The organism is Enterobacter sp. BNK-34 (assembly GCF_048684445.1).
Taxonomy (GTDB): Bacteria; Pseudomonadota; Gammaproteobacteria; order Enterobacterales; family Enterobacteriaceae; genus Enterobacter; species Enterobacter pseudoroggenkampii.
In genome coordinates this window covers 3,418,617-3,441,007 of record NZ_JBLQUA010000001.1, presented here as the reverse complement: position 1 = coordinate 3,441,007, position 22,391 = coordinate 3,418,617, and the positions used below count along the sequence as shown (strand labels likewise).

The window sequence follows — 22,391 nt, the reverse complement described above, 5'->3', positions numbered from 1 at the left end:
GTTCGTCCGCCCTTTCCTGCTTCACGTGTTCGCCAGACAGGGTAAAAAGCGTCAATGGAAAAAAGAAAAAAACCGACACTTGAACGGGCAACATGGCCGACGCGCCATGCCATGGTCATGCACGGGCTGGCGATGAACCTGCCGTGGCTGGCCTTCGTCAATATCAGCTTCGCGGTGATGATTCTGCTGCGACACGTTCTGCTTAACGCCAGCGATCCCCTTTATCCCCACTCGCCGCAGCTGACGAGAATGGTCGATGCCTCCATGCTTGGCATTATCATCCTCTCCGCTGCTCTGATCCTGATGGCCTGGCGGCGCATCGCCGGTATCAGCGTGGTCTTGTTTATCTGTAGCGCCATCTGGTCGGTATCCTGCTTCTGGTTTATCACCCAGCTGCTGCTGCCTCACGTCTGGCCGCTGTGCGTCATTTTATTACTCGCCGGCTTAACGGCGCTCTATTTTTATCCTGAAGGGCTGCTCGCCTTTGTGCTCCCGCTCTGGATCACCCTGCCGATAGCAAGCTGGATACGGAACGATGGCCTCAACCTTCACTTCGTCGTCATCTGGAGCGTCTTTACGCTGATCCTGATCTGCGGGCGTTTCATTCTGTTGAGCTGGTTTGACGAGGCCTGGCGGCGTAATCAGCAAAATCAGCTGCTGATCTCCAGACTGGATGCGCTGGCGCATCAGGATCCGTTAACCAAAACCGCCAATCGCCGGAAAATGGAGGTGGTGCTGGAAAACGCGGTTGAGCAGAAGAAAACCTTCTCGGTGATTATGCTGGATATCGACTATTTCAAGCTCTACAACGACACGTACGGGCACCAGGCAGGCGACGACTGTCTGACCCGCGTGGCGCGGGTGCTGAAGCAGTCGGTGCGCACACCTGACGATGTGGTGTCGCGTTACGGCGGCGAGGAGTTCGTGGTCATCCTCTTCAATTGCCCGGAAAACATCGCCGAAAAGGTGGCCTTACGCATTCAGGACGGCCTGCGCGCGGAAGCCATACCACACAGCGCGTCAACCGTTAGCGACCATGTCACCGTGAGCATGGGGATTGCGAGCATGGCGGAAGGGTTAGCGGGCACCGAGATCATCGCCCGCGCCGATGCGGCGCTGTATCGGGCGAAGGAGGCCGGGCGGGATCGAGTATGCCGGTGAGAACGGCGGCTATTCCGCATGACGCTCGGCGATCCATTTGCGGTATTGACCGGGCGACATGCCCGTCACCCCCGTAAAAGCGCGCCTGAATGCCGTGTCGTCAGCGTAACCGCAAGCGCCGGCAATCTGCGCTATTACGTACCCCGGTTGCTCCAGGAGACGCATTGCCTTTTCAATGCGCATGCGCGTCAAAAAGTTTTTAGGGCTTTCATTCATCTCCTCCGCCATTTTTCGGTGAAGGGTACGAGTGGTCATATTCAGCGCCCGGGCAAGCTGTTCTACGGTAATCGCCGGATTTTCATACCGGACGATATGTTCCGCTTTCATTATCATCGGATGGACTGAATTTAAAAAACCTGCTGGCGCGTAAACCTGCTGAGACAACGGCTGGCTGTCAGCCACGGCCATATCGGCCGTCAGACGCGCCAGCTTCTGCCCGGCGTGCAGACGGATGATATGCAGCGCCAGGTCAACCCACGAGAGCGGACCACCGGATGTGATAACCCGTGCGTCCTGCACCAGCGCTTTACCCCAGACAGGTTTGCTCAGCGGATAACGCTGGCGGAAAGTATGGTAAAGCCACCAGGTCGTCGTGCATGCCCGACCATTGAGGATCCCCGCCTCGGCGAGAACCAACCCACCGGCACAGGCTCCTGCAAGCATCGCGCCTTTATCATACTGGCCGCGCAGCCATGCGCCAGCCTCGAGGACGGCTGCTGGCGAGACCGGGCGTTTCTGCTCGTCAAGCTTCATCCCGCAGGCAATCACGAGATCGAAGGTTCCTCCGTTAACAAAGCTCGCTTCGGCCTCGATCGGCCGCCCCTGCGCGTCCGGGACCGGTTTTCCTTCCGCCGTGATGATGACCGCCTCAAAAGGCGAAATGCCCTCGCCGTCCGGCTGCTGGGCAATCACCTCATCAGCCAGCCAGAACATATCGCAGAGCCCAGCCACGGCGGATTTCATGCTTCCGGGTAACGCTAAAATGGCAATTCTCATGATTCAGGCCTGAGTAAAATGTCTGATTTCGTATGTTAACAGTCATTTGAGACACTACAAGCCTCTTTGTCCCTCTCGTTACACTGTGCTTCAACGTCTCTCAGGAAATTACGTCACGCTTATGAAACCGACACGCTTGCCCGTTCTTCTTTCTTTGCTTTGCATGGCTGCATCGCAGTCTGTGCAGGCGCGGATTAATAACATCATCCTCGTGCATGGTGCCTTTACCGATGGTTCCGTCTGGCAGGAAGTGATAGGCCGTATGCAGACCCGGGGCTACCACGTCACGGCAGTACAAAACCCTCTGACTTCGCTTGAAGAGGACGTCGCCGCCACAGAGCGTGTCATCGACCGTCAGCAAGGGGACGTAGTGCTTGTTGGCCACTCCTGGGCCGGCGCGGTCATCGCTCAGGCAGGCAATAATCCGAAGGTGAAAAAACTGGTTTTTCTCTCCGCCCTTGCCCCCGACAGCGGTGAATCGGTTACCTCTCTTCTTACCCGCCTCAACGCCCCTATGGCCGACATGCGCCCGGATAAAAAAGGGTTAATCTGGCTGGACGATCCCGATGCCTATCAGCGCACGATGGCCAACGATCTGCCCCTCAAACGCGTAAAACTGCTGACGGCAACGCAGCAGCCTATCGCGGCAAGCGCCTTCAGCGAGAAGGTAGAACATGCAGCATGGCGTGAAAAACCCTCATGGTATCTGATAACCGAAGAGGATCGCGCCCTCTCTCCCGGTATCCAGCAGCAGCTCGCCGGCACCATGAACGCCACCGTCCTGCGTATTAAGAGCAGCCATATGTCGATGATTTCCCACCCGGACGCCGTAAGTCAGTTTATCGAACAAGCAACCCAAACCGACGCAAAGGAAACAGAGAAATGAATATCCTGCATATAGATTCAAGTATTAACGGCGAGTTCTCACTTTCACGTCAGCTGACGGCAGAGGTGGTTCGCCAGATCGCGTCAGAGAAGGTGGTCTATCGCGACGTCGTTAAAACACCCATCGCCCATCTCACCGGCACCGTTGCCGCTGGGTTCCGGCCGCTGCGGATAGCCACCGATGCGACGGCTGAAGATGTCCGCGAACACGCGCTGTCCGGGGAACTTGTGAACGAATTTCTCAATAGCGACCTCATCGTGATAGGTGCGCCTATGTATAACTTCTCCGTCTCAACTCAGCTTAAAGCCTGGTTAGATCGACTCGCCCAGCCGGGAAAAACCTTTAGCTATACCCCGACGGGCCCGGTGGGGCATGCGACCGGCAAGAGGATTATTGTCGTTTCAACCCGCGGCGGGATATATCACGGTACGCCAATCGAAGACATGGATTTTCAGGAGAGGTACCTGCAGCGATTCTTTGGTTTTCTGGGTATCGACAGAGTGGAATTTGTCCGTGCTGAAGGGGCTACGCGCAGTGAAGAAGTCAGGGCTAAAGGCGTTGCGCAGGCGTTTGACGCTATTCCATCGGTCATTGCCGCAGCATTGAAATAGCCGCCGGGTTAAAGCCTGCCGGGTAACCGCAGCGTTACCCGGCAATGTTTTTAATACCGCACGCACACCGACTTAGTTTCACACCAGCCGTCCAGCCAGTCCGGACCAAAGTCACGCCCGGTACCGGACTGTTTCATGCCGCCGAACGGCAGGTTGGCGTCGATCAGCGTATGGCTGTTTACCCAGACGGTGCCCGCCTGCAGCCGGTCGGTATACTCCAGCGCCTTGCTGATATTTTGCGTCCAGACGCTGGCCGTCAGGCCATAGTCGCTGTCGTTTGCCAGCTGAAGCGCCTCTTCACCGTCGGCGACGCGCACCACGTTGACCACCGGGCCAAACACCTCTTCGCGGGTCAGGCGCAGCGAGGCATCCGGGTTCACCACCAGCGTAGGCGCAACGTAATAGCCTTTGCCTTCCGGCCCCCGGTTACCGACGATTAGCTCCGCGTTGCGCGACTTCGCCTCATCAAGGAAGGTCTGCACCTTGTCACAGTGGGCGCGCGACACCAGCGGGTTGATAAACGCCTCCGGCGACATGCCCGGCCCGACGCTCAGGGATTTCACCGCCTGCTCAAACCCGCTGACCAGCGTGTCAAACAGCGGCGCTTCAATATAGATGCGCGAGCTCGCCGCGCACACCTGCCCCTGGTTCAGGAAGCTGCCGGTCATCAGGCCTTCGATCACCCACGCCGGGTCGGCGTCTTTCAGTACAATAGCCGGGTTTTTCCCGCCCAGCTCCAGGGTCACGCCGGTTAACGTGTCCGCCGCCGCACGGGCAATTTGCTTACCCGTCGCCGTTGAGCCGGTGAAGCTCACCTTTGCAATATGCGGATGCGAGGTCAGCGCTGCGCCGCACACCGCGCCGCTCCCGGTCACCACGTTGAACACCCCGTCCGGGATGCCCGCTTCGCTGGCCAGTTCCGCCACGCGCAGCATGGTCAGCGGCGTGGTTTCTGACGGCTTGATGACGATAGAGCAGCCCGCGGCCAGCGCAGGCATCACTTTCCACATCCCGATCATCAGCGGGAAGTTCCAGGGCACAATCCCGGCCACCACGCCAACCGGCTCTTTACGCGTCCACGCCTGATAGCGGGCGCCCTGCGGCAGCGGGATGGAAAGGTCGAGGGTCTTACCCGTAATTTTGGTGGTCAGCCCGGCGGTATAGCGCATCCAGTTCAGGGTGCAGCTGACTTCAAACATGCGGGAAATGTTAATGGATTTCCCCTGCTCCAGCGTTTCAAGCTGGGCCAGCTCTTCGCTGTGCTGTTCCACCAGATCGGCGAAATGGAGCAGGATCCGCTCGCGCTCCGCCGGGAGTTTTCCGGCCCAGCTGCGGGCGACAAACGCGCGCCAGCCGGACATGACGGCACGGTCAACGTCGTCGACGCTGGCATCGGCAGTCGAGGCAATGACTTCGCCCGTGGCCGGGTTGTAGACGTTCAGCCGCTTTTCACTGTCCGATGCGGCCTGACGCCCTTCAATCCACAGGCCATGCTGTCGGTCTAAAAATTGTTGTACGGCAGGCTGAATGGCCACCTGTGATTCAGACATAGGATACTCCTTCGTTATTCTTCGCAGGGTGTCCATCCAGTCTAAGTGGGGTTTTGCATTCTCGCTTTTGTCTCTGTGACATTCGCTTTGCCACCTGTGACAGGCTCCGCAAATCACGATAATTGCCGCTTATATCGCTGTTACCGGTGAGTGTTCTTTCCTATAGTCAGCCTCATAGCTCTGACAAAATGCAACACAAATGCAACAATGCGAAAACGTTGACGGTGCAGTGAGAGAAACGATGGCGTGTGCAAGCGAGCAGGAACAATATCAGCAGTGGCTGGCGCAAATTAACCAGGTTTGCGGGCGTTTTAACGCGCAGCCCACCGAGGGGAAATTCTTCGGCGAGCTGGAGACCAGCTATGCGCGCAGCCTGAAGCTCAGCACCGTGACCGCAGGCGGCGTTAATCTGTTCCGCTCCCGTCAGGAAATTACACAGAGTAACGATGCCTGGTTCTATACCGTGTTCCAGCTAGAAGGCAGCGCGGAAATTGAACAGGATGACCGTCGCGCGCTACTCAGGACCGGTGATATCACGCTGATTGACGCGTCGCGTCCCTGCTCGATCAACTGGCGGGAAAAGTCCCGCCAGATTTCGCTGCTGGTTCCCCGTCAGATAATTGAGCAGCAGTGTCGTTTCCAGGAGATAAGCTGCGCGACCGCCCTTTCCCGAACCTTGCCCACGGTACAGCTGAGCCATCGCCTGCTGACGGAGAGCATGAGCAATGCCGAACTGAGTGACCGTGAAAGTGAAGCGGCGCTCGAGGCGATGATCTGTCTGCTTCGTCCCGCTTTCCAGCAGCGTGAAATCATTCAGCCGCGCAAGGAGCGCCAGTTCCAGCATGTGGTGGCGCTGATTGACGACCATATTCAGTCTGAATCGCTGCGCCCGGAATGGATCGCCGCCGAGAGCGGTATGTCCGTGCGCAGCCTCTACCGCATGTTTGCCGAGAAAGGGCTGGTGGTGGCGCAGTACATCAAAAACCGTCGTCTGGATCTGTGCGCGCAGGTACTGCGCGCTGCCGGTGATGATGAAAAGCTGGCGGGCATTGGCTACAGCTGGGGGTTCACCGACCATAGCCATTTTTCAACGGCGTTTAAGCAGCGTTTTGGCGTCTCGCCGGGGGAATACCGCAGGCGCTACCGCTAGCTACTTTTTGAGCCATTTTCCGTTAATGCCCTTCACATATTCGCCCGGCTGCGCGCGGGCAACCAGTTTCTGCCCTGCCATTTTGGCCACTTCATCGACCGGCAAATTATTGCTGTCAGCCAGCTTCTGGTAGTTTTCCGTGCGCGCCGCGTTGATGCGATTAACCAGCGCCAGCGTTTCCGCGTCCTGTTGAACCGGGGCAAGATAACCGCTGAGGGTTTCCCCCACGCGCCCCTGGGCCCGGGCATCGTTTAAGGTCAGCGCAGCTGCCTGCACGTTCATCCCCAGCGCCAGCAAAATCAGAGCTACTCGTTTCATGGCGTCCTCAGAACAGATCGCTGCGCGACTTCAGCAGGGTTTCAACGTCTTTATCGACCTTGATGTGGATCTCATGTTCGATTTTGACATTCATATTGATGGTAATCGGCTCCTTTGGCGCAGCGACTTCAATTCGCGGCGTACAGCCGGTCAGTAGCGCGGCAACGGCAACGGTGAGCACACCAGCCATCTTTTTCATTGTTGTTCCTCACTTTCCTTGCCAGTCGAACTGCGGGGAGCAGGTATCGCCGCATGTTGCTCAAACCAGGTTTGCAGGTTGTCCCCAAAACGCAGGCTGCGCCAGAGGGTAAAGACATTCTCGTCGTGGGTATAGTTCAGGTTGACGGAGCTGCTTTTGCCATCGACCCGGCTGGTCCCCTTGATGGTCGCCTGCATGGTTAATTCACCCAAGTTATCTAAATTGATTCTCGTCCACGAACGCGAAATTTCCATATAGCGGAGCCAGTTAATCGCGGCACCCGCAACCATATTATCTTTCACGATGGCGTCGGCCGTATCTTTGTCGATGCGCAGCGTCATAGGCCCCGGGTTGGTCAGCCAGCCATCTTTAATGATCCATTTTTCGTTGTCCAGCCAGAACGGCAGCGCCCCGCTCACCGGCCCTGACATGGCAAACTGCTTCGGATTGACGGCGCTAATCAGCTCGCTCGAAGAGATATTGTCCACCCGCAGCAGGGCCGGATCGTGCTGCGGCATCCGCAGCTGTTGCATGGTGATCTTCCCGCCGAGGGTTTCCACCTTCACGTTGGTGAGCAGCAGCGGATTGTCTTCCGTCCAGGGATAATCACCCTGTAAATCTGCGGTAATGTTGCGCGCGGTCACCAGGTTTTCCACTTCGCCGATGCGCAACGTGACCGGACCGCGCGTGCCGAGGGACCAGGTTCCCTCGCTGAAGCGGAACGGCAGCACAAAGTCGACGCCGTTAATCTGGTTATCCGGCATCCAGGCGCTACCGGATTTCAGCACGCCGTGCCCGCCCGCTTCAAAGCCCTGATCGGCCGCCGCCGAGAAGGCGACCTGCGCATAAAGCTCCCCGTCGCGCAGCGTCATTTTCCAGTCCGGCGGGATCAAAGGCTGGAATACGGTGAGGGACTGTTTCGGCCACCAGGCCTGCCCGCGAAGGCGCACGCCATCCCAACGACCGTTCACCTGTACCGGACCGATTTTGTCCGCATGGAGGTCGCCCTTAAACTGAAAAATTGTCGGGTCGGTGCCGTCGACGCTGAAGGTCAGGACCGAGGGTGGCAACACGCTGCCGCCGGAGAAACGGGTTTGTCCTGCATTGAGCGACAGCGCGCCGCTGAAGGCCGGTTTTTCGGCATCGCGCAACCAGCGTACCGGCTGATCCAGCACCAGACGCGGCTTGCTGACCTCCATCGTGCCGTACTGGAGCTTGTCAAAACCGGTGGAGAGCGCCGTCAGCTCAATCAGGTTGTCGCGCCACTCGCCTTTCCCGGCGACATCCCAGCGGGCATGCATCGGCGTAAAACCGCCTTTACCCCAGTAGCGCCACTGCCACAGGCCGTTATCAGGTAAAAAGTCATTAGCCTGGCCGTCCAGGTGGAGTTCAAAATCACCCATCTCGTTTTCATGGGCGCGCAGAATCGCCTGTAAACGGCCGTCCACGCCCTTCTGGGTCAGCTTCACGCCCGCCAGCGGCCAGCGGATTTCATCGATATCGAGCGAATTGATGATGCGCCCGCGCGAGCGGAGCAACGCGCCCGGCTCAAAGGCCAGCTGCGGTTCATACAGGCTGCCGGTCAGCGTGGCGGGCAATTTGGCGTAAAGAATGAGATCGTTTTGCTTCGCCTCGCCGCTGAGATGCAGGGGCATTTCGCTGTTTTCCATACTGAGCCTGCCGGGCCCAATATTCAGTACCGCGTTGCCTTTCCCCGCATCGCCGTGCGTCAGCACATTCAGTCGTCCGGTCAGGGTTGTTTTCTCCAGCCCCTGCTGCCAGTTGTCTGCACGAAGGGACACCCGCCCGCTCAGCGGCATACCCGAGAGATCCCAGTTCCAGCGCCCGTCGCTGATGTTCAGCTGCTCCGCCGTGATCTGCCACGGCAGGTCGAGCAGCGGATCGGGGTTGTCCCGCGCCATCACCACCAGCTGTCCCTGATTCTCTTCCCAGTCCAGATCGGCGTCGACCAGGGACGTTAACTGTGGCACGTTAAAGGTCGCCACCGCGTGGCCTTTCACCGGCACGCCGTCCGGAACCAGCGGCAAAGTAAACTCGCCCACCAGCTTAATCGGCTGCGGCTGGTCCGGGAGCTGTACATCAAACTGGCTGACCGAGAGCGTTTGGCCGCGAAGCGTGCCTTTAATGCTGACCTGCTCGCCTTTATAGGCGATCTCCTGGCTGGACGGGGTCAGCGACGCATTAAGCTCACCCTGCCACTGCTGCCAGGGCGACAGCGTCAGGCGGTGAACCGTAAGCCAGGTATTGGGCAATACCGCCTGCCACTGGGCCAGCGTTTTGGGAGCAACCGTTGACGGCGCGGACTGGGGAATTTTGCTGAGGCAGACGGAGTTTAAATCGAGCGTGCCGATATCCAGCTTCCAGCGGCTGGGATGTGACAGCGTCACGTTATCGATGCGGGCAATTTCGCAGTCTTCAACCAGATAGCGAAGATCGGGGATCACCAGCGCGTGGCGAGTCAGTTTCGGACTCTCTTCGAAAGCGATGCGCGTCCCGACGGGCAGCCAGATCCCGGCGAGCGTCGGTACCCACTGGGCGAGCGTCATCAGCAGCGTCAGCGGCAACAATATGAACAGCAGTAAAAGCGCAAGAGCGGCTTTGTATTTACCCTTCATGGGCAGTTAATATCCTGATTTAGCGAAAGAATTAAGCCGGCAGTGCCGATCATTGTCGCATGTTTAGCTGGTCAGTTGAAGTCAAAGCCAGGTTTAAGAATAGATGCTGTAACGTTAAGTTGCGAAACTAGGGCCTGTTCCGAGGCAACGCCAGAAGGTAAAGCATGGCGAATATCAACGACCCCCAATACACCGAGTTGTACCGCCAGGGATCAAAATCAATAAGTAAAAATGCGCTAACAAACTCATAGCCGTTGGCAAAAACGTTAATTTGAATGGCAGCAATGGCTATCACAAACAGCGTATAAGCAATGAACAGTGGATATTTCCGGAGCCGGTTAACTTTCAATTTCCCGAAGTACAATAAGAAGAAAATCACAATAGAAACAATAAAGTAGCACAAAGCAGGCAGCATCGGCGGAGATAAGGACAACTCCAATTGTTGAGACATGCATCATTCTCCCTCTTTATCAGAAACTCACCCAGTTTCTGGTATCGTCCCATCACATCAGGAAGGATTGCAGTTTTCGCACCCTCTTGCCATTCTTTAACGTAATTCAGACAGGCGTTTCTCGCATCCTCTACCCACTTCATTTTCCGCTACATGTCCCGATCAGATCCGCGCCGAAGATTTCTCGTAGTAAGAATATCATGGAGTTAGGGTGCACATATGCTCTAGAATAATTGATAGAACTTATTGAATTCAATAATATTTTATAAATTGTAAGATAATTTTAATCATGCTAACGTGAATGCAAAATCACTGGAGAAAGTCTTATGAAACTCGCGGTATACAGCACAAAGCAGTACGACAAAAAGTATCTGCAACATGTTAACGAGGCTTACGGGTTTGAGCTTGAATTTTTCGACTTTCTGCTGTCCGAAAAAACCGCCAAAACGGCGCACGGCTGTGAAGGCGTCTGCATTTTCGTAAACGATGACGGCAGTCGTCCGGTGCTGGAAGAGTTGAAAAAACAGGGGGTGAAGTACATCGCCCTGCGCTGTGCGGGCTTTAACAACGTGGATCTCGATGCGGCAAAAGAGCTGGGTCTGAAGGTGGTTCGCGTTCCGGCGTACTCCCCGGAAGCGGTCGCGGAACATGCGATTGGCATGATGATGTCCCTCAACCGTCGTATTCACCGCGCTTATCAGCGCACCCGTGACGCCAACTTCTCGCTGGAAGGGCTGACCGGCTTTACCATGTACGGCAAAACCGCTGGCGTGATCGGCACCGGTAAAATTGGCGTGGCTACCCTGCGCATTCTGAAAGGCTTTGGCATGCGTCTGCTGGCATTCGATCCGTACCCAAGCGCTGCAGCGCTGGATCTGGGCGTGGAGTACGTTGACCTGCCGACGCTGTTCTCGCAGTCCGACGTGATCTCCCTGCACTGTCCGCTGACGCCGGAAAACTACCACCTGCTCAATCAGGCGGCGTTTGACCAGATGAAAGATGGCGTGATGATCATCAACACCAGCCGCGGCGGACTGGTTGACTCTCAGGCCGCAATCGAAGCGCTGAAAACCCAGAAAATTGGCGCGCTGGGGATGGACGTGTATGAGAACGAACGCGATCTGTTCTTTGAAGACAAGTCTAATGATGTCATCCAGGACGACGTGTTCCGTCGCCTCTCTGCCTGCCATAACGTCCTGTTTACCGGACACCAGGCGTTTCTGACTGCCGAAGCCCTGATCAGCATTTCGGAAACCACGCTGGGCAATCTTCAGCAGTTAGAACAGGGTGAGCCGTGCCCTAACGAGCTGGCTTAAGTGATACGCCGGGTGGTGGCTAAGCCTCACCCGGCGCGTTTGTTTCCCAGCTGCGGTGCGCAACGCGCCACCAGATCAGAACGGCGGCCAGCGCAATCGCGCTCAGGACACTGAATGCCGTCGCAAACGAGTAATGACCGGCGATCGTCCCGGTTAACGCCGGGCTCATGGATGCCCCTACTCCCTGCATCAGCATCACCACACTCTGCCCGGCATTGACGTGCCCGCTTCCGCGCAGCAGCACCACAACAAACGACGGTACGACGACACCGAGGATCCCGGCAGCCAGGCCGTCGAGAATTTGTACCGGGATCATCATGAACGGCGCGTCCGTGGATGCCGCCAGCGCCGCGCGTACCGGCATGACCAGCAGCGCCAACATAATTAAGCGCCAGTAGCCATAATGTTCGATCCGGAGCGAAGCCCAGATGGCGACGGGGATCATCACGGCCTGCGAGATGATGACGGTACCCGCCGCGTACAAACCGGGGTTGATTGTGGCGGGCGCAGCAGCCACCCTCATGCTCAGCATCGGTAATAGCGCGGCGTTCGCCAGGTGGAACAGCAGCAGCGTCAGTCCGGTCACAAACAGCGCCCGGTTTTTCATCAGCATCGCAAAACCGGGGACCGGCAGGCTCGCTGAAGAGGACAGCCCGCGCGCCGCGTCGTTATCGATATCGCTGTTGCGAATGGCAAGCAGCGCATACAGCGTTAGCAGCGTGGTACAGGTCATCAGCAGGAAAATCCCGCCCACGCCCCAGTACCAGGCAATGCCGCCTGCAATCAGAGCGGTCATGAAATTGCCGCCGTGATTGAACGCCTCGTTTCTGCCCATCTGCGCGCTGAACCCACTCTGCCCGGTCAGCCCCAGCGTAATCCCGGCGATCAACGGCCCGACAAATGCCGCACAGATACCGGTGACGATTTGCGACACGGCGACCACGGCGCTCTGCTGGCTAAACCAGAGCAGAAGCGTGCTTAACGTGATCAGAATGCACAGCAGCGCGAGCACAGCGCGTTTGTTGCGGGAGGTGTCGGTGATGAATCCCGCCGGCAGCGTGGCCAGTAATCCCGCCAGCCCGCCGGCCGTCATCAGGATGCCGATATCATCAGGGGTCCAGTGGCGTTCGGTCAGAAAAATACCGAGAAAAGGCCCCAGGCCATCGCGAACATCCGCAATGAAAAAACTTGTCAGGCATAACGCCCGCAGCGAACGAAGAGACATACATCCTGCCTTTGTCTGTTATCGCCTGTAAAAAAGGAAATGTAGTATAGCGGGTATTTTTGAAAATCAGATGACGTCTTAAAAAATATGCCTTCCGAACTTAAACAATTCATAACGGACGTTGTTTTTTCACTTTACTCATTATCGACCCTGACTATACTGGCAATAAATTTTCACAGGAGTCCTTCGTTGGAAAGTTATTTTATCGTCGATACGAAGGTAAGCTGACGCGATTTTCTCGCTGCTTACCTTTACGGTGGGCAGCAATCCTCTTTACGTGATTGCATCCCAATACATTATGAACGACCAAATTTGTGGGGCATCACGATGTTCATGTTTAACCATTCACTCTTTCCGCCACCCTCGCGCTGACATGCTTTGCGTTTTAACGGCGTCATACTGTGCTATGTGAAGCACTGACGCTTATCGTTTAATCATGTTAACAGGCGACAGGCTGATGTTCCCTTATATCTCTCATCTGCTCGCAGCGATGCTGCTGGGCGCAATTATCGGCGCGGAAAGACAGTGGCGCCAGCGTATGGCCGGGCTTCGTACCAATGCACTGGTTGCGACGGGCGCTGCCGTGTTTATTTTAAGTTCCATCTCGACGTCACCCGATAGCCCGGGACGCATTGCAGCGCAGATCGTCTCCGGAATAGGTTTCCTTGGCGCTGGCGTCATTATGCGTGAAGGAATGAATATTCGTGGTCTAAATACCGCCGCAACGCTATGGTGTTCGGCCGGAATTGGTGTGCTGTGCGGCTTAGGTCAATTCTGGAATGCCGGTATGGCCAGCGTGATTATCCTTTGTGCCAACATATTGCTTCGCGAAGCTGCGCAACGGATTAATCAACTGCCCGCGCTCCATGAAGGCGAAAAATGCTATGTCCTGAAAATCACCTGCAATGATGAGCATGAAGATGCGGTCCGACAGAGCGTGGTAAACATGGCGAAAGAGTTGACGTTAAGCCTGAAATCCATTTATTGCGCAACGGCGCAAGCAGAAGGTAAAACTGAAATACGGGCGGAAGTGATGACCCGGGAGGAATACCGGAAATTACTCGATCTGATTATGGGTAATATTGGCGGGAATAAAATTATCGCGTCCGTCAGCTGTCACGCAATTTAAGTCTATTACCGGGCATTACGCCCGGTACAACCTTTCCGTTTTGCATAGTCTCTGACAATAACGCGGAGAGCTTCATAAGGCAGCACTGATTTTAGCCAGACGTTTCATCATCTCCGTCGTCAGGCTAAGCTGCTCGCTGCCCATTAGCTGGGACAACTCCTGCTTAGCGGATTGCCATACCGGCATGACCTCTTCAAGCAGACGCCAGCCTTCAGCTGTCAGCGTGAGTCGTTTTCCGGCACGTCCACGGCCTCCAGCCGAGTCAATAATGCCCCGGGATTCCAGACTACGGATATTACGACTCAGTGTTGTCGCATCCACCCCTGCTCTGGCGGCGAGTTCCGCAACGGTTTCATTAGGAGACCCCCCGATGCCAACCATCAGACTGAACTGCTCAGCGGTCAGATCAAACGGTCTGAAGCAGGCGTTGTAATAGCGCGTAATAGCCCGAGCGGTAGCGCGCGCCTGAAACGCCGGACAGACCTCCGGAATGGTCTCCAACAGCGCCACATCAATGTTGTTCATCATTTCATCTCGACAAGCAATGCTAAAGTTAATACTGTATATACACTATTTATATTGCTTGAGGAACCGTTATGCCTGCCTTTGTTCATATCAACTTACGGGTCATTGACCCTGCCAGACAGGCCAGCCTGGCCCCTCGCTTCACGTCGGCATTAGAGGAAGCAGGCGGAAAAATTGTCCATTTTGGAGCTGTCGCACAGGTACTGGAAGGGGAAGTAGCGCCGTTACCCTATGCAGGCATTTTTGAATTCCCGACGTTAGATCAGGCCATTGCCTTCTATCATTCGGAAAAATATGCGCCGATTAAGGCTGAACGCCAGCTCGCCCAGGAAGCAAGAATGTTCATTGTCACGACGGAATGACAGGCAGGTTCAACTGTACCTAAATCACAGAACCGAAATTTGTCCCCGTTATGAAAGCCTGCTCTCTGTTTTGCTGGAAATAACGGTTTACCCTGAGCTGTGCAAAAAACACTCAGGAGGGACACATGTACAATTCAATTTTGGTTCCCATTGATATCTCCGAGGATAGCCTGACGCACATGGTTATCCCCTTCGTTCAGGCACATACAGCACTTAACACAGCTAAAGTTCACTTTCTTACTGTTATTCCATCTCTTCCTTATTACTCATCATTAGGTTTGGCCTACTCCGTAGAAATGCCGAAGATGAAAGAGTTCCAGCACGCTGCTTTAGCTAAACTGGATGAAATTGTTAAGCAATTCAAAATCCCTGCAGATAAGATTCAGACTCACGCCGTGACGGGATCCCCTAAGGATCAAATCCTTAAGCTCGCTGACACGATCGGCGCCGACCTGATTATCATCGCCTCCCATAAGCCTGACATATCGACCTATCTGTTGGGTTCAAACGCTGCGGCAGTGGTGCGGCATGCGAAATGCCCTGTGCTGGTTGTAAGATAAAAAAACCGGGCGACATGCCCGGTTTTTCATTTACGTTTCCCTGAGTGAAAGCACGCTTTAGAGATTGACTCTGTTTGCGTTTAAATTTAAGTCCGTAATAGCGGCCGGTTTTCCAAGCAAGTAGCCCTGAACTTCATCACATTTATTTTTTTTAAGAAAAGAGAGTTGTTCGGCAGTCTCCACCCCTTCTGCGGTTACCGCCATCGAATATGCTTTCCCCAGATCGATAATTTTCTCTACGACTGATTGGTTCTGCGGTGAATCGCCCAGGGTAAAAATAAAACTCTTGTCGAGCTTGAGCCCGTCAAACTGAAACTTCCGGAGATAGCTCAGGGATGCATAGCCGGTACCGAAGTCGTCGATCAGAATGCGGACACCCATCTTTTTGAGAGACTTCATGGTCTGCAAGGTTTTTTCTGGATCGGAAAGCGTGACATTTTCAGTCACTTCTATTTCCAGACGGTTAGGCTCAAGCCCTGTTTCGTGAAGTATCTCTTTTATCCTTTCGGCAAGATCGCTTGCCTGAAATTCGATAGCAGAAATATTTACGGATACCGATAACCCCGGCAATTTATCTTTTGTTTCCGCACACGCTGTGCGTATGACCCAGTTGCTGAGGTTAATAATCAGGCCTGTTTCTTCCGCCAGGGTGATGAACTGATCGGGCATCATAGTCCCTCTCTGCGGGTGCTTCCAACGTACCAGCGCTTCGACGGCGTCTATTTTCGAGTATCGGAGGTTATAACGAGGCTGGTAAACCAGATAGAGTTGCTCTTCGCGAATCGCTGTCTTCAGTTCTAATTCCAGTTTTCTCCGTTCGGTCAATTTTTCCGACATATCCGGGCGATAATAGACCCATCTGTTTCTGCCGGATTGTTTCGCCTGGTAAAGCGCAATATCCGCATAGCGTAAAAGATCGTTTGCGCTGCTGCTATCCTGGGGAGCCAGCGCAATACCCATGCTTACGCCTATCGCCACATCATTGCCCTCAATGGAGAAAGGACGGTTAAGTTCTTGCACGATGCGGTGACACACCTCCTCAATGTGCTCTTTTTGGCTGCTGTTGCCGAGGAGCAGCATAAATTCATCCCCTCCCTGCCTTGCGACAAAATCACCTCGACGAACGCAGTTTTTAAGCCGTAAAGCGACCTCGCCAAGCAGAGCATCGCCCGCGGAATGCCCAAAAATATCATTGACGGGTTTAAACTTGTCTAAATCGAGGCAAATCATGGCAAAGGGATAATGATTGACGCCTTCTTTAGCGAACTGTCCTGCAAGAAACTCCTTAATATGATACCGGTTCGGCAGACCGGTTAATTCATCATGGCGTGACAGGAACTCCACTCGTTTTGTTGCTTCAACTTCCTGAGAGACGTCGGTTGCTGCACCCCGCAACACCACCGTTCCGTCAGGCTGTGCAGAAAACTTTGCCAGAAGCGTGCAATAGGACGTGGATTGTTGCGCGTGAGTATAAGGGCAGTTCTTAAATTCAAAGCGTTCAGTTAACTCGCGGCGGCTGACACAGCCATGTAATAATCCAGCTGTCGAGGGAAAGAGTTCATCCAACCTGCGGCCTATCCATTCGCTATTTTCATATCCCGTCACTGTAGAAAAACGACCTGAAAGCCACGTTATCTTTAACGATAAATCTGTTTCCCAGAACCAGTCGCTGGTTGTTTCACTGACGTCCCGGAATCGTTTTTCACTCGTGATGAGATTCAACCGTGCCTGCTCGAGGAGAAAGGTATTTTCGTCAAGCATTCTCGCCTTCTGCATAATATGACGCATGAGAATAACCGTCATCGATACCGTCAGAATGACTGAAAGGATGAGTAAGGGTAAAAAATAAATAATCAACGCCTGGCCTGGGTTTTCGCTGTCCCAGATAATTTGCACATCACCATTCTGAGCACTTAAGGTAAATTCAGTCTGGTTGTTTATTTGAGAAGTGACTGGATCGGGTGAAGTACGAACATTTTTGACGCCGGCATCCTGCCCAATCGTGAGGAGTTTTTTAGCCGTTAGCTTGTCTATAAACACCATTGTCGAAGCTTTCCCCGGTAAGGGCTGCACGCTCGTATCATCGCCCGTCGTTATCCATTCCGCAGAAACAATGGCCGGAACGGAATCGATAAGCGTTAGCATAGAAACCGGCAATCCATTTTTTAGGCTCACCTCACGGAGTAAACGGTCTTTGGTGGATTTATCTAACCAGCGATCCAGATCCTGAAGCTTCAGTTTCCCGTCAACCACGCTGTACCGCGTTCTCCCTTCCGGGGAGAGAACAAACACCCCTTCGTAGCCAAAGTTGTCATAGAGGGACTTGCCCAGGTTTTGCTTATCCCATGCCCAGTGAACGTCAGTGTTCAGATGAAGATATTTGTAGGCATCTCCCCACTCTGCATTGTCTTTCAAATGACTTCGCATGCTTTCCTGGCGGGTATCCAGCGCTTCCCTTAACAAAAATTCATCATGCTTGTCGCTGATTTCATTAACATTATCTTTTATTATTAGCAGAGATATTATTGCGGCGATGAAAATACTTATCAACAACGTAACAATATAGGTAAAGGTTTTATTTATCAGGCCTTTAGAAGGCTCGGTATCCGTGAAAGCCGGATTGTTCAGAGGTAGGGTCATCTTTCGCCTTCTTAACTGCTATTACGTCAATATTTATACCACCTTCATTTATCGGCAAAAAATAATATAATTTTATAGCAAAAAACCTGAAGCTAAAGAATATGTGGTTTTTACAACCCAGATCAAATTATTAATCATTAACTCTTTTACAGCCTAAATTCGGTTAATTAAATATACCGGTCAAAGTAACTTATCACCTCAGCGGTTGTATTTACACAGAATGGATATTAAGACTATTTTTTGCTGTAGCGGTCACAGGAGCGATGAAACGTATAAAAAAACCGGGCGTAAAGCCCGGTTCTTTTTTTCTGATGAGACTGACTCTATTCGCTCAGCCCGCGATTATCCAGCATCGGTTCAATCTTCGGATCGTGGCCGCGCCAGGTGCGATACAGCTCAGCTAAATCCGTGCTGTTACCACGGGACAAAATCGCCTCGCGGAATTTTTGCCCGTTTTCACGGGTCAGGCCGCCCTGTTCAACAAACCACTGATAGCCATCATCAGCGAGCATCTGCGTCCACAGGTAGGCGTAATATCCCGCCGCGTAGCCGCCGCCGAAGATATGGGCAAAATAGCTGCTGCGATAGCGCGGCGGTACGGCGGGCAGATCCAGCCCCTCTTTTTTCAGGGCTGCCGCTTCAAATGCGTCTACGCTCGAAACGGCCTCGCCGATGCCGTGCCAGTTCATGTCCAGCAGCGCGGCACTCAGCAGCTCCGTCATGTCATAACCCTTGTTGAAATGGGTCGCGTTGAGCATGCTTTCCCGCAGCGCGTCCGGCATCGGCTCACCGGTTTCGTAATGGCGCGCATAATGGGTAAACACCTGTGGATGGCTGGCCCAGTGCTCGTTGATTTGCGACGGGAACTCAACAAAATCACGCGGCGTATTGGTGCCGGAAAGCGTGGCGAACCGCTGGCTGGCAAAGAGACCGTGCAGCGTATGGCCAAACTCGTGGAACAGGGTTATCACGTCATCCCAGGAGAGAAGCGCGACACCGTCATTCGCCGGTTTTTGGTAGTTACAGACGTTGTAGATCACCGGACGGGCAGCAAACTCGAAGGATTGCTCGACGAAATTCCCCATCCATGCCCCGCCCTGCTTGGAATCACGGGCAAAGAAGTCACCGTAAAACAGCGCCATGCCCTCACCGGTGTGGTCGAAAATTTCCCATACGCGGACGTCCGGGTGATACACCGGGATATCGAAGCGCTCCACAAAGCGAATACCAAACAGCTGACTGGCTGCCCAGAATACGCCATCCTGCAGCACGATATTGAGCGCAAAGTAGGGCCTGATTTGCGACTCATCAAGGGCATATTTTGCCTGGCGCACGCGCTCCGCATAAAAGGCCCAGTCCCAGGCCTGCACGGTGAAACCGCCCTGCTCGTCGTCGATGACTTTCTGAATATCGGCCTGCTCGCGTTCCGCGCGGGCGCGGGCGGCAGGCACAATGCCGCGCATAAATTCCAGCGCGGCGGCCGGGGTTTTCGCCATCTGATCGGCGATGCTCCAGCTGGCGTAATCCTCAAAGCCCAGCAGACGGGCCTGTCGTGCACGTAGCGCCGTCAGACGCAGGATCAGTGCGCGAGTATCGTTTTCATCCCCTTTCTGGGTGCGCGTCCAGCCTGCGTTGAACAGGTTTTCGCGCGTCTGACGATTGCGCAGCGCGGAAAGCGCGGGCTGCTGGGTGGTGTTCAAAAGCGGGATCAGCCAGCGATCGTTTAGCCCTCGCTCCGCGGCAGCCTGCGCCGCGTCAGCGATCTCACCGGCGCTGAGCCCGTCAAGCTGGTGCGCGTAATCCACCACCAGCCCACCCGTTTTATCGGCAGCCAGCAGACGCTGGTTAAACTGGCTGGTCAGGGAGGCCGCCTCGGTATTCAACGCCTTTAGCTCGGCCTTTTCTGTCTCATTCAGACGCGCGCCGGCCAGAATAAACCGCTGATACGTCTCTTCGACCAGACGACGGGATTCGGCGTCCAGCGCGGCACGGTCCTGCCAGACGCTCTCCACGCGGGCGAACAGTACGTCATTCAGCCAGATATCGTTTGCCAGCGCGGCAAGCTCGGTGGAGAACTGTTCCTCGAGCTCCTGTAAATACGGATTGGTGTGCGCGGAAGTCATGGCGAAGAACACGCTGCTGACGCGCGCGAGCATAGCGCCGCTTTTCTCCAGCGCCAGCACGGTGTTAGTGAAGTCAGGCGCAGCGGCCTGAGCGACAATCGCGTCAATGTCCGCCCGCTTCTGGCGAAGGGCTTCATCGAAGGCCGGACGATAGTGGCTCTCGTTGATCTCATCAAAATGAGGGGCCTGGTAAGGCAACAGGCTGATGTGGAAAAAGGGATTCGTGGCCGTCATCTTTCGCTCCTGAGTACGGGTATCCTCCCAGAGTAGGCCAGGCCGCCATCCCCTGCAACGCTGTCATACAAATGTTGCCTTAACGCACCCTCTGCGGCCGTGCTATGTTAGTACAACACAAAAAGCGTTGAGGAACAGTGAGATGATTATTTTAGTTACCGGGGCAACGGCAGGTTTTGGTGAAAGCATCACGCGTCGCTTCGTCGCCAACGGGCACAAGGTTATCGCGACCGGCCGCCGTCAGGAGCGTTTACAGGAGCTCAAAGACGAACTAGGCGACAGCATCCTGACCGCGCAGCTGGACGTGCGTAACCGCGCGGCGATCGAAGAGATGATCGCTAATCTGCCAGCAGAATGGCGCGCCATCGACGTGCTGGTCAACAATGCCGGTCTGGCGCTGGGCATGGAGCCTGCCCACAAAGCCAGCGTGGAAGACTGGGAAAACATGATCGACACCAACAACAAAGGGCTGGTCTATATGACCCGCGCGGTGCTGCCGGGCATGGTCGAGCGCAACCGCGGTCACATTATCAATATCGGTTCCACCGCCGGGAGCTGGCCTTACGCGGGCGGCAACGTCTATGGCGCGACGAAAGCGTTTGTGCGCCAGTTCAGCCTTAACCTGCGTACCGATCTGCACGGCACCGCCATTCGCGTCACCGACATCGAGCCGGGCCTGGTGGGTGGCACCGAGTTTTCCAACGTGCGTTTCAAAGGCGATGACGCGAAAGCGGACAAAACCTATGAAAACGCGAACGCCCTGACGCCGGAAGATGTCACCGAAACGGTCTGGTGGGTGGCGACGCTGCCAAAACACGTCAACATCAATACCGTAGAAATGATGCCGGTCAGCCAGAGTTTTGCCGGACTTAGCGTCCATCGTGGCTAACGCTGCCCTTCCCGGCCTGCGGGCCGGGTCTGTTTCGGATTATAAAAGAATGGTAGTATGTTCGGGCTAATTCTCTGAGAAATGACAACTCATGGCCGCTGAATCGCAACTCAATCCCACCCAGCCCGTAAACCAGCAAATCTATCGCATTTTGCGACGTGATATTGTCCATTGCCTGATCCCACCGGGAACGCCGCTTTCTGAAAAAGAGGTCTCCGTGCGGTTTGACGTTTCCCGGCAGCCGGTGCGTGAAGCGTTTATTAAGCTTGCGGAAAACGGTCTGATTCAGATCCGCCCGCAGCGCGGCAGCTACGTGAACAAAATTTCACTCTCTCAGGTACGCAACGGCTGTTTTGTTCGCCAGGCCATTGAATGCGCGGTGGCGCGGCGTGCCGCAACGCTCATCAACGACAACCAGTGTTACCTGCTGGAGCAGAACCTGCATCAGCAGCGGATTGCGATTGACCGTAAGCAGCTGAATGACTTCTTCCAGCTTGATGATGAATTCCACCAGAAACTGGCGCAGATTGCGGATTGCCAGCTGGCCTGGGACACCATCGAAAACATCAAGGCCACCATCGACCGCGTGCGCTACATGAGCCTCGATCACGTCTCCCCGCCGGCAATGCTGCTCCGACAGCATCACGATATTTTCAGCGCGCTGGAAAAACGCGATGCGGACGCTGTGGAAAAAGCGATGACGCTGCATCTGCAGGAAATCAGCGAATCCGTGCAGCTGATTCGTCAGGAAAATAGCGAGTGGTTTAGCGAAGAGTAATATTACGCCGCCCCTTTCGGACGCGGCGATGGGTTTAGCGAACGACTAACACCGGAATTGTGGCGTAGCGCAGGATAGATTCCGCATTTGATCCCAGCAGATGGGTGGTGATGCCCGGATTTTTCGACCCAATGACAATCACGTCATATTCCCCCTCCTTGCTCAGCCTGATAATTTCATCGCGGACGTTGCCAAAGCGAACCAGGGTGTCAATTTTCTCCGGCGAGATATCGAACAGTCTTTTTAACGCGTTCATTTTCTTCCCGGATTCTTCAGTCATATATTCTTCAAACTTTTTAATATCGGCGTTAAATCCGCGCAGCAGGGACCGACTGCTGGCTGGCAGAATATTGACCAGGGTAATCGAGGCGCCCTCTGCCTTCGCAAGGTTTGCCGCGTGGCGAACCGCTTTGTCGCTCAAATCCATTTCAAACACATCAACAGGCATCAAAATCTTCTTATACATAAGCCTGACTCCTTATTCCGATGAAAGGGTTATTTCCTGTACCCAGAATGGCACCGGGAATATAAACCAACCCTCAACGCTTCCCTGTCGAAACTATCAATTAATGAAAATAACGGTCTGCTTTGTAAATTCCTGTCGTGAACCGTCAGTGCCCAACACAATAAAGAAAAAAGTGTGAGTTTGATC

21 protein-coding genes are annotated in these 22,391 nt (G+C 54.6%); 10 read left to right on the top strand and 11 right to left on the bottom strand.

Annotated features, from left to right (window positions below; translation table 11 throughout):
- Positions 1 to 54: 54 nt before the first annotated feature.
- Positions 55 to 1,161, top strand: coding sequence for a diguanylate cyclase (locus ACMGG5_RS16935; RefSeq protein ID WP_208763837.1), 1,107 nt, complete (start codon positions 55 to 57; stop codon positions 1,159 to 1,161).
- A 9-nt stretch (positions 1,162 to 1,170) separates the two neighbouring features.
- Here ACMGG5_RS16935 and ACMGG5_RS16930 read toward each other — a convergent pair whose 3' ends face one another.
- Positions 1,171 to 2,157, bottom strand: a complete 987-nt coding sequence (locus ACMGG5_RS16930; RefSeq protein WP_420278218.1) for a GlxA family transcriptional regulator — start codon at positions 2,155 to 2,157, stop codon at positions 1,171 to 1,173.
- Between the two features lie 121 nt (positions 2,158 to 2,278).
- On the opposite strand from ACMGG5_RS16930, the gene ACMGG5_RS16925 reads away from it, so the two are divergent.
- Positions 2,279 to 3,043: an alpha/beta fold hydrolase gene (locus ACMGG5_RS16925; protein WP_048989520.1), complete on the top strand. Its 765-nt coding sequence runs from the start codon at positions 2,279 to 2,281 to the stop codon at positions 3,041 to 3,043.
- Positions 3,040 to 3,654, top strand: a complete 615-nt coding sequence (locus ACMGG5_RS16920; RefSeq protein WP_420278217.1) for an FMN-dependent NADH-azoreductase — start codon at positions 3,040 to 3,042, stop codon at positions 3,652 to 3,654. Before ACMGG5_RS16925 ends, ACMGG5_RS16920 begins: the two co-directional genes overlap by 4 nt.
- A gap of 50 nt (positions 3,655 to 3,704) precedes the next feature.
- Here the strand turns inward: ACMGG5_RS16920 and ACMGG5_RS16915 are convergent, their stop codons facing one another.
- On the bottom strand, positions 3,705 to 5,204 hold the full coding sequence (locus tag ACMGG5_RS16915; RefSeq protein ID WP_024909486.1) for an aldehyde dehydrogenase family protein: 1,500 nt from the start codon (positions 5,202 to 5,204) through the stop codon (positions 3,705 to 3,707).
- Positions 5,205 to 5,445: 241 nt separating this feature from the next.
- Here ACMGG5_RS16915 and feaR point away from each other — a divergent pair, with 241 nt between their 5' ends.
- Positions 5,446 to 6,354, top strand: coding sequence for a transcriptional regulator FeaR (feaR, locus tag ACMGG5_RS16910; protein ID WP_420278216.1), 909 nt, complete (start codon positions 5,446 to 5,448; stop codon positions 6,352 to 6,354).
- On the opposite strand, the gene ACMGG5_RS16905 is transcribed toward feaR, so the two are convergent.
- The 4 genes from ACMGG5_RS16905 to ACMGG5_RS16890 form a co-directional block, all read right to left on the bottom strand.
- Positions 6,355 to 6,672 carry a YdbL family protein gene (locus tag ACMGG5_RS16905; RefSeq protein WP_024909488.1) on the bottom strand — a complete coding sequence of 106 codons (318 nt, stop codon included), beginning with the start codon at positions 6,670 to 6,672 and terminating at the stop codon, positions 6,355 to 6,357.
- A gap of 7 nt (positions 6,673 to 6,679) precedes the next feature.
- On the bottom strand, positions 6,680 to 6,871 hold the full coding sequence (locus tag ACMGG5_RS16900; protein WP_014169918.1) for a YnbE family lipoprotein: 192 nt from the start codon (positions 6,869 to 6,871) through the stop codon (positions 6,680 to 6,682).
- Positions 6,868 to 9,507, bottom strand: coding sequence for a YdbH family protein (locus tag ACMGG5_RS16895; protein ID WP_420278215.1), 2,640 nt, complete (start codon positions 9,505 to 9,507; stop codon positions 6,868 to 6,870). The genes ACMGG5_RS16900 and ACMGG5_RS16895 overlap by 4 nt, the downstream gene beginning before the upstream one ends.
- Positions 9,508 to 9,634: 127 nt before the next feature.
- Positions 9,635 to 9,958, bottom strand: a complete 324-nt coding sequence (locus ACMGG5_RS16890; protein ID WP_024909490.1) for a hypothetical protein — start codon at positions 9,956 to 9,958, stop codon at positions 9,635 to 9,637.
- A 326-nt stretch (positions 9,959 to 10,284) separates the two neighbouring features.
- On the opposite strand from ACMGG5_RS16890, the gene ACMGG5_RS16885 reads away from it, so the two are divergent.
- A complete protein-coding gene (locus ACMGG5_RS16885) occupies positions 10,285 to 11,274 on the top strand; it encodes a 2-hydroxyacid dehydrogenase (RefSeq protein ID WP_048989528.1) in 990 nt (329 codons plus the stop codon).
- Positions 11,275 to 11,293: 19 nt separating this feature from the next.
- Here the strand turns inward: ACMGG5_RS16885 and ACMGG5_RS16880 are convergent, their stop codons facing one another.
- A complete protein-coding gene (locus tag ACMGG5_RS16880; protein ID WP_420278214.1) occupies positions 11,294 to 12,499 on the bottom strand; it encodes an MFS transporter in 1,206 nt (401 codons plus the stop codon).
- A 457-nt stretch (positions 12,500 to 12,956) separates the two neighbouring features.
- Between ACMGG5_RS16880 and ACMGG5_RS16875 the strand changes: the two genes are divergently transcribed.
- The gene (locus tag ACMGG5_RS16875; RefSeq protein WP_267216555.1) at positions 12,957 to 13,628 is read left to right on the top strand and encodes an MgtC family protein; all 672 of its coding nucleotides are present in this window, start codon (positions 12,957 to 12,959) and stop codon (positions 13,626 to 13,628) included.
- 72 nt (positions 13,629 to 13,700) lie between these two features.
- Here ACMGG5_RS16875 and ACMGG5_RS16870 read toward each other — a convergent pair whose 3' ends face one another.
- The gene (locus tag ACMGG5_RS16870; RefSeq protein WP_230581872.1) at positions 13,701 to 14,156 is read right to left on the bottom strand and encodes a MarR family winged helix-turn-helix transcriptional regulator; all 456 of its coding nucleotides are present in this window, start codon (positions 14,154 to 14,156) and stop codon (positions 13,701 to 13,703) included.
- A gap of 68 nt (positions 14,157 to 14,224) precedes the next feature.
- Here ACMGG5_RS16870 and ACMGG5_RS16865 point away from each other — a divergent pair, with 68 nt between their 5' ends.
- A complete protein-coding gene (locus ACMGG5_RS16865) occupies positions 14,225 to 14,515 on the top strand; it encodes a DUF1330 domain-containing protein (protein WP_048989534.1) in 291 nt (96 codons plus the stop codon).
- Positions 14,516 to 14,640: 125 nt separating this feature from the next.
- A complete protein-coding gene (uspF, locus tag ACMGG5_RS16860; RefSeq protein ID WP_023335555.1) occupies positions 14,641 to 15,075 on the top strand; it encodes a universal stress protein UspF in 435 nt (144 codons plus the stop codon).
- Positions 15,076 to 15,132: 57 nt separating this feature from the next.
- On the opposite strand, the gene ACMGG5_RS16855 is transcribed toward uspF, so the two are convergent.
- Positions 15,133 to 17,715, bottom strand: a complete 2,583-nt coding sequence (locus tag ACMGG5_RS16855) for an EAL domain-containing protein (RefSeq protein ID WP_048989535.1) — start codon at positions 17,713 to 17,715, stop codon at positions 15,133 to 15,135.
- Between the two features lie 323 nt (positions 17,716 to 18,038).
- On the bottom strand, positions 18,039 to 20,072 hold the full coding sequence (gene dcp, locus ACMGG5_RS16850) for a peptidyl-dipeptidase Dcp (RefSeq protein ID WP_420278213.1): 2,034 nt from the start codon (positions 20,070 to 20,072) through the stop codon (positions 18,039 to 18,041).
- A gap of 142 nt (positions 20,073 to 20,214) precedes the next feature.
- Between dcp and ydfG the strand changes: the two genes are divergently transcribed.
- Positions 20,215 to 20,961 (top strand): bifunctional NADP-dependent 3-hydroxy acid dehydrogenase/3-hydroxypropionate dehydrogenase YdfG, encoded by a 747-nt coding sequence (gene ydfG, locus ACMGG5_RS16845; RefSeq protein ID WP_023292548.1) that lies wholly within the window; start codon positions 20,215 to 20,217, stop codon positions 20,959 to 20,961.
- 91 nt (positions 20,962 to 21,052) lie between these two features.
- A complete protein-coding gene (locus tag ACMGG5_RS16840; RefSeq protein ID WP_048989539.1) occupies positions 21,053 to 21,739 on the top strand; it encodes a GntR family transcriptional regulator in 687 nt (228 codons plus the stop codon).
- A 34-nt stretch (positions 21,740 to 21,773) separates the two neighbouring features.
- Here ACMGG5_RS16840 and ACMGG5_RS16835 read toward each other — a convergent pair whose 3' ends face one another.
- Entirely contained in the window at positions 21,774 to 22,205 is a 432-nt protein-coding gene (locus ACMGG5_RS16835; RefSeq protein ID WP_048989540.1) for a universal stress protein, read from the bottom strand.
- Positions 22,206 to 22,391: the final 186 nt, after the last annotated feature.

Excerpts from the sequence above, each read along its gene's own strand:
- ACMGG5_RS16935 (WP_208763837.1), top strand. The coding sequence starts at position 55 with ATGGAAAAAAGAAAAAAACCGACACTTGAACGGGCAACATGGCCGACG.
- ACMGG5_RS16930 (WP_420278218.1), bottom strand. The coding sequence starts at position 2,157 with ATGAGAATTGCCATTTTAGCGTTACCCGGAAGCATGAAATCCGCCGTG.
- ACMGG5_RS16925 (WP_048989520.1), top strand. The coding sequence starts at position 2,279 with ATGAAACCGACACGCTTGCCCGTTCTTCTTTCTTTGCTTTGCATGGCT.
- ACMGG5_RS16920 (WP_420278217.1), top strand. The coding sequence starts at position 3,040 with ATGAATATCCTGCATATAGATTCAAGTATTAACGGCGAGTTCTCACTT.
- ACMGG5_RS16915 (WP_024909486.1), bottom strand. The coding sequence starts at position 5,204 with ATGTCTGAATCACAGGTGGCCATTCAGCCTGCCGTACAACAATTTTTA.
- feaR (WP_420278216.1), top strand. The coding sequence starts at position 5,446 with ATGGCGTGTGCAAGCGAGCAGGAACAATATCAGCAGTGGCTGGCGCAA.
- ACMGG5_RS16905 (WP_024909488.1), bottom strand. The coding sequence starts at position 6,672 with ATGAAACGAGTAGCTCTGATTTTGCTGGCGCTGGGGATGAACGTGCAG.
- ACMGG5_RS16900 (WP_014169918.1), bottom strand. The coding sequence starts at position 6,871 with ATGAAAAAGATGGCTGGTGTGCTCACCGTTGCCGTTGCCGCGCTACTG.
- ACMGG5_RS16895 (WP_420278215.1), bottom strand. The coding sequence starts at position 9,507 with ATGAAGGGTAAATACAAAGCCGCTCTTGCGCTTTTACTGCTGTTCATA.
- ACMGG5_RS16890 (WP_024909490.1), bottom strand. The coding sequence starts at position 9,958 with ATGTCTCAACAATTGGAGTTGTCCTTATCTCCGCCGATGCTGCCTGCT.
- ACMGG5_RS16885 (WP_048989528.1), top strand. The coding sequence starts at position 10,285 with ATGAAACTCGCGGTATACAGCACAAAGCAGTACGACAAAAAGTATCTG.
- ACMGG5_RS16880 (WP_420278214.1), bottom strand. The coding sequence starts at position 12,499 with ATGTCTCTTCGTTCGCTGCGGGCGTTATGCCTGACAAGTTTTTTCATT.
- ACMGG5_RS16875 (WP_267216555.1), top strand. The coding sequence starts at position 12,957 with ATGTTCCCTTATATCTCTCATCTGCTCGCAGCGATGCTGCTGGGCGCA.
- ACMGG5_RS16870 (WP_230581872.1), bottom strand. The coding sequence starts at position 14,156 with ATGATGAACAACATTGATGTGGCGCTGTTGGAGACCATTCCGGAGGTC.
- ACMGG5_RS16865 (WP_048989534.1), top strand. The coding sequence starts at position 14,225 with ATGCCTGCCTTTGTTCATATCAACTTACGGGTCATTGACCCTGCCAGA.
- uspF (WP_023335555.1), top strand. The coding sequence starts at position 14,641 with ATGTACAATTCAATTTTGGTTCCCATTGATATCTCCGAGGATAGCCTG.
- ACMGG5_RS16855 (WP_048989535.1), bottom strand. The coding sequence starts at position 17,715 with ATGACCCTACCTCTGAACAATCCGGCTTTCACGGATACCGAGCCTTCT.
- dcp (WP_420278213.1), bottom strand. The coding sequence starts at position 20,072 with ATGACGGCCACGAATCCCTTTTTCCACATCAGCCTGTTGCCTTACCAG.
- ydfG (WP_023292548.1), top strand. The coding sequence starts at position 20,215 with ATGATTATTTTAGTTACCGGGGCAACGGCAGGTTTTGGTGAAAGCATC.
- ACMGG5_RS16840 (WP_048989539.1), top strand. The coding sequence starts at position 21,053 with ATGGCCGCTGAATCGCAACTCAATCCCACCCAGCCCGTAAACCAGCAA.
- ACMGG5_RS16835 (WP_048989540.1), bottom strand. The coding sequence starts at position 22,205 with ATGTATAAGAAGATTTTGATGCCTGTTGATGTGTTTGAAATGGATTTG.